Genomic DNA, 3,980 nt, shown 5'->3' with positions numbered 1-3,980 from the left:
GCCCCGCCGTACTCCTCCGGCACGAGCAGCCCCGCCACCCCGATCTCCCGCGACAGCGTCTTCCACAGATCCATGTCGTACGGCGAGGCGGACTCGACCCGCCTCAGCACGGCGTCGGAGCCGCAGCGGTCGGCGAGCAGATCCCGCACGGAGGCCCGCAGCTCCTCCTCGACCTCGGTGTACAACAGCGTCATCGGTCGCTCACCCCTCCTCATTCACTACGCGGGCCACTCGTCCCTCGCCGACCACTCCGCTCACCGCGTCGGGCTCGCTCCGCGTCACCGGGGCAGGTCCTTCCAGGGGACGTCCTTGTCGACGCGGGGCTCCGACGGCAGGCCGAGCACCCGTTCGGCCACGATGTTGCGCAGGATCTCCGAGGTGCCGCCCTCGATCGAGTTCCCCTTGGCGCGCAGATAGCGGTATCCGGGCCCCCTGCCGAAGAAGTCCACGCTGTCGGAGCGGCGGAAGGTCCAGTCGTCGTAGCCGAGTCCCTCCTCCCCGCGCAGTTCCACGTCCAGCCCGGACAGCGCCTGGTTGAGCGAGGCGAAGGAGAGCTTCATGCCCGACCCCTCCGGTCCCGGCTGCCCGGCGGACAGCTGCTCGCGCAGGCGCGCCCCGGCCAGCCGCGTCACCTCCGCCTCCACCCAGAGCCGGAGCAGCCGCTGGTGCAGGTCGTGGGTGCGCAGTTCGGGCCGGGACCGCCAGGTCTCGGCGACCACGCCGACCATGCCGCCGCCCCGCCGGACCGGCGCGCCGCCGATCGCCACGCGCTCGTTCATCAGCGTGGTCTGGGCGACCCGCCACCCGTCGCCCACCTCACCGAGCCGCAGGGAGTCGTCGAGCCGTACGCCCGTGAGGAAGACCTCGTTGAACTCGGCCTCCCCGGTGATCTGCCGCAGCGGCCTGACCTCGACGCCGGGGGCGTGCATGTCGCACACGAAGTAGGTGAGCCCCCGGTGCTTGGGCAGGTCCGGATCGGTCCGGGCGACCAGGATCGCCCAGCGGGAGTGGTGGGCGCCGGAGGTCCACACCTTCTGACCGTCCACGACCCACTCGTCGCCGTCACGGACCGCCCGCGTGCCGAGTGTCGCCAGGTCCGACCCCGCGCCGGGCTCGCTGAAGAGCTGGCACCAGATCTCCTCGCCCGTCCACAGCGGCCGCAGGAACCGCCTGCGCTGCTCCTCGGTGCCGAAGGTCAGAATGGTCGGCGCGGCCATGCCCAGCCCGATCCCCTGCACCCCGGTGTCGAGCTGCGGAGTCCCCGCGAGCACCTGCTCCACCACGTTCTGCAGCTCTCGCGGGGCGCCGAGGCCGCCGAGCCCTTCGGGGAAGTGCACCCAGGCCAGCCCCGCGTCGAACCGGGCCCGCAGGAACTCCAGCCGGTCCCCGGGGTCGTGCCCGGCCAGGAACGCGACGGCCCGCTCCCTGATCGTCTCTTCGTCCAACGCCACGGACATTCCCTTCATCGATGGATCCGATCCCGGCCCCGCCTCGGACACGGGAGATCCCGCGCCCCGCCGTGGTGACGCCGGTACGGCGGAGCATGGCGATCGAGGACAGCGGGGGTTTCAGGTCATGTGCTTCTTGAGTTCGCGGTAGGCGAGGGAGCGCTTGTGCACCTCGTCGGGCCCGTCGGCGAGCCGCAGGGACCGCGCGCCCGCCCACAGGCCCGCCAGCGGGAAGTCCTGGCTGACGCCTCCGGCGCCGTGGGCCTGGATGGCCTTGTCCAGGATCCACTCCACGTCACGCGGGGTGGCGATCTTGATGGCCTGGATCTCGGTGTGGGCGCCCCGGTTGCCGACGGTGTCCATCAGCCAGGCGGTCTTCAGCACGAGCAGGCGGAGCTGCTCGATCCGCACCCTCGATTCGGCGATCCAGTCCTGGACGACGCCCTGCTGGGCGATCGGCCTGCCGAACGCGCTCCGGGACAGGGTCCGGGTGCACATCAGCTCGACGGCCCGCTCGGCCATGCCGATCAGCCGCATGCAGTGGTGGATCCGTCCCGGCCCGAGGCGCGCCTGAGCGATCGCGAAGCCGCCGCCCTCCTCGCCGATCAGGTTGTCCGCCGGCACCCTGACGTCCTCGAAGACGATCTCGGCGTGCCCGCCGTGGTCGGCGTCGGAGTAGCCGAACACGTGCATGCCCCGCCGTACGTCCATGCCGGGCGTGTCGCGCGGCACCAGGATCATGGACTGCTGCCGGTGCGAGGAGGCCTCCGGGTCGGTCTTCCCCATCACGATGAAGATCTTGCAGGCCGGGTTCATCGCCCCGGAGGCGAACCACTTGCGCCCGTTGATCACGTACTCGGAGCCGTCCCGGACGATCGACAGGGCGATGTTCGTGGCGTCCGACGACGCGGCGTCCGGCTCGGTCATCGCGAACGCCGACCGGATCTCCCCCCTCAGCAGCGGCTCCAGCCACTCCTTGCGCTGCCATTCGCTGCCGAACATGGACAGCACTTCCATGTTGCCGGTGTCCGGGGCGGCGCAGTTGGTCGCGGTGGGGGCGAGCCGGGGCGAGCGGCCCATGATCTCGGCCAGCGGCGCGTACTGCAGGTTGGTCAGCCCCGCACCGTGCTCGCCCGGCAGGAACAGGTTCCACAGCCCCCGCCCGCGCGCCTCCTGTTTGAGATCCTCCATCAGCGGAGGGCTGGCCCATCCGCTCTCGGCCGACTGGGCCTCGAAGGCCTCCTCCGCCGGGTAGACGCACTCATCCATGAAGTCGAGCAGCCGTCCCCGCAGCTTCTCGGTCGTGGCGTCGAACGCGAAATCCATGGGTTCTCCTCACGGTCTCCCAGGAGCGTACCGACCGGACGGTATGGATGTCGACACACCCTTCCGGCCCAACGCCGTGGGGCCCGCGTCCTCCCCGGTCTCCGAGGACGTCCGCGCCCGGCCGCGGGATCAGGCGGACCGCCGGTGAAGTGGTCCCCGGGGACCGCCCCCGAGTGGACCTTCTGGCAGGTCCGCCGCCCGCCCTAGGGTCGCCTCATGACCGCGAACATGCCTGCCCCCGTCACCCTGGAAGGCGACGCCGTACGGCTTGAGCCGCTGACCCTCGCCCACGTCCCCGACCTGTTCCTGGCCGCCGGCGGCGACGAGGAGGTGTGGCGCTGGCTCCCGATCCCGACGCCGCGCACCGAGGACGAGCTGGCGAGGACGGCGGAGCGGTTGATCGACGACCCGGAGCACGTGCCGTTCGCGGTGATCCTCCGGGAGACCGGCCGCGCGGTCGGCTGGACCACCTACATCGCCACGCCGGGATACGCCGACAGCATCGAGATCGGCTGGACCTGGTACGGCAGGGCCGTGTGGCGCTCGGCCGTGAACACCGCCTGCAAGATCCTGCTGATCGACCACGCCTTCGACAAGCTCGGCGTGAACCGCGTCCAGCTCAAGACCGACAACCTCAACACCCGTTCCCAGGCCGCGATCCAGCGGATCGGCGGCCTCCACGAGGGCGTCCTGCGCCGCCAGCGCCGCCGCCCGGACGGCACCTGGCGCGACACCGTCTACTTCAGCATCCTCGACGACGAATGGCCCGCCCACCGCGCCCGCCTGCTGGAGCGGTGACGGCCGGGCGCCCGGCCGAGGCCGCCTGACGCCGAACGGTGACGGCCGGGCATCCGGTGGAGGTCGTCAGGAACTCCCCGGGAGACCCCGGCTTCAGCCCTGGGACTGATGTCAGCCCCGGGAAGGACGTCAGCCCAGCATTCCCTTCAGCAGTTCCCCGATCCCGAGCCGGAGGTCGCCCATAGTCGGCTGGGCTCCGGCTCCGACGATGGCGTCGAACATCACTCCCTCGCTGAAGGCGACCATCTGGCGGCCGTGCCGTACCGGGTCCGGCGACCCCGCGGCGGCGAGGAGTGCGACCACGGGATCACGGAAACGGCCCCCCACCTGGTCGTAGACCTTGCGGAGCTCGGGGCGGCGGGTGGCCTCCAGGGCCAGCTCGTAGCGGGCGACCGTCCGGCGCCGGTC

At 71.5% G+C, this 3,980-nt stretch carries 4 protein-coding genes and 1 pseudogene; 1 reads left to right on the top strand and 4 read right to left on the bottom strand.

All coding sequences use genetic code 11. The features are described 5' to 3' along the window. The 3 genes from CA984_RS42935 to CA984_RS42925 form a co-directional block, all read right to left on the bottom strand. Positions 1 to 194 (bottom strand): acyl-CoA dehydrogenase family protein (locus CA984_RS42935; protein ID WP_165781634.1); only part of this gene is annotated, 194 nt, incomplete at its 3' end. An 84-nt stretch (positions 195 to 278) separates the two neighbouring features. Next, positions 279 to 1,457 (bottom strand): acyl-CoA dehydrogenase family protein, encoded by a 1,179-nt coding sequence (locus CA984_RS42930; RefSeq protein WP_242676489.1) that lies wholly within the window; start codon positions 1,455 to 1,457, stop codon positions 279 to 281. 111 nt (positions 1,458 to 1,568) lie between these two features. Then, positions 1,569 to 2,774 (bottom strand): acyl-CoA dehydrogenase family protein, encoded by a 1,206-nt coding sequence (locus tag CA984_RS42925; protein ID WP_086579023.1) that lies wholly within the window; start codon positions 2,772 to 2,774, stop codon positions 1,569 to 1,571. A gap of 216 nt (positions 2,775 to 2,990) precedes the next feature. Between CA984_RS42925 and CA984_RS42920 the strand changes: the two genes are divergently transcribed. Beyond that, positions 2,991 to 3,572, top strand: a complete 582-nt coding sequence (locus tag CA984_RS42920; RefSeq protein WP_086579022.1) for a GNAT family N-acetyltransferase — start codon at positions 2,991 to 2,993, stop codon at positions 3,570 to 3,572. A 129-nt stretch (positions 3,573 to 3,701) separates the two neighbouring features. Here CA984_RS42920 and CA984_RS42915 read toward each other — a convergent pair. Then, positions 3,702 to 3,980: pseudogene (locus CA984_RS42915) on the bottom strand (TetR/AcrR family transcriptional regulator); the annotation flags it as partial.

The sequence above is a fragment of the Streptosporangium minutum genome, from assembly GCF_002149035.1.
Classification (GTDB): domain Bacteria; phylum Actinomycetota; class Actinomycetes; order Streptosporangiales; family Streptosporangiaceae; genus Streptosporangium; species Streptosporangium minutum.
The sequence above is the reverse complement of the archived record's forward strand: the minus strand, read 5'-3'. Positions and strand labels throughout refer to the sequence as shown.

Coding starts and splice junctions, on each gene's coding strand:
- CA984_RS42925 (WP_086579023.1), bottom strand. CDS start 2,774: ATGGATTTCGCGTTCGACGCCACGACCGAGAAGCTGCGGGGACGGCTG.
- CA984_RS42920 (WP_086579022.1), top strand. CDS start 2,991: ATGACCGCGAACATGCCTGCCCCCGTCACCCTGGAAGGCGACGCCGTA.
- CA984_RS42930 (WP_242676489.1), bottom strand. CDS start 1,457: ATGTCCGTGGCGTTGGACGAAGAGACGATCAGGGAGCGGGCCGTCGCG.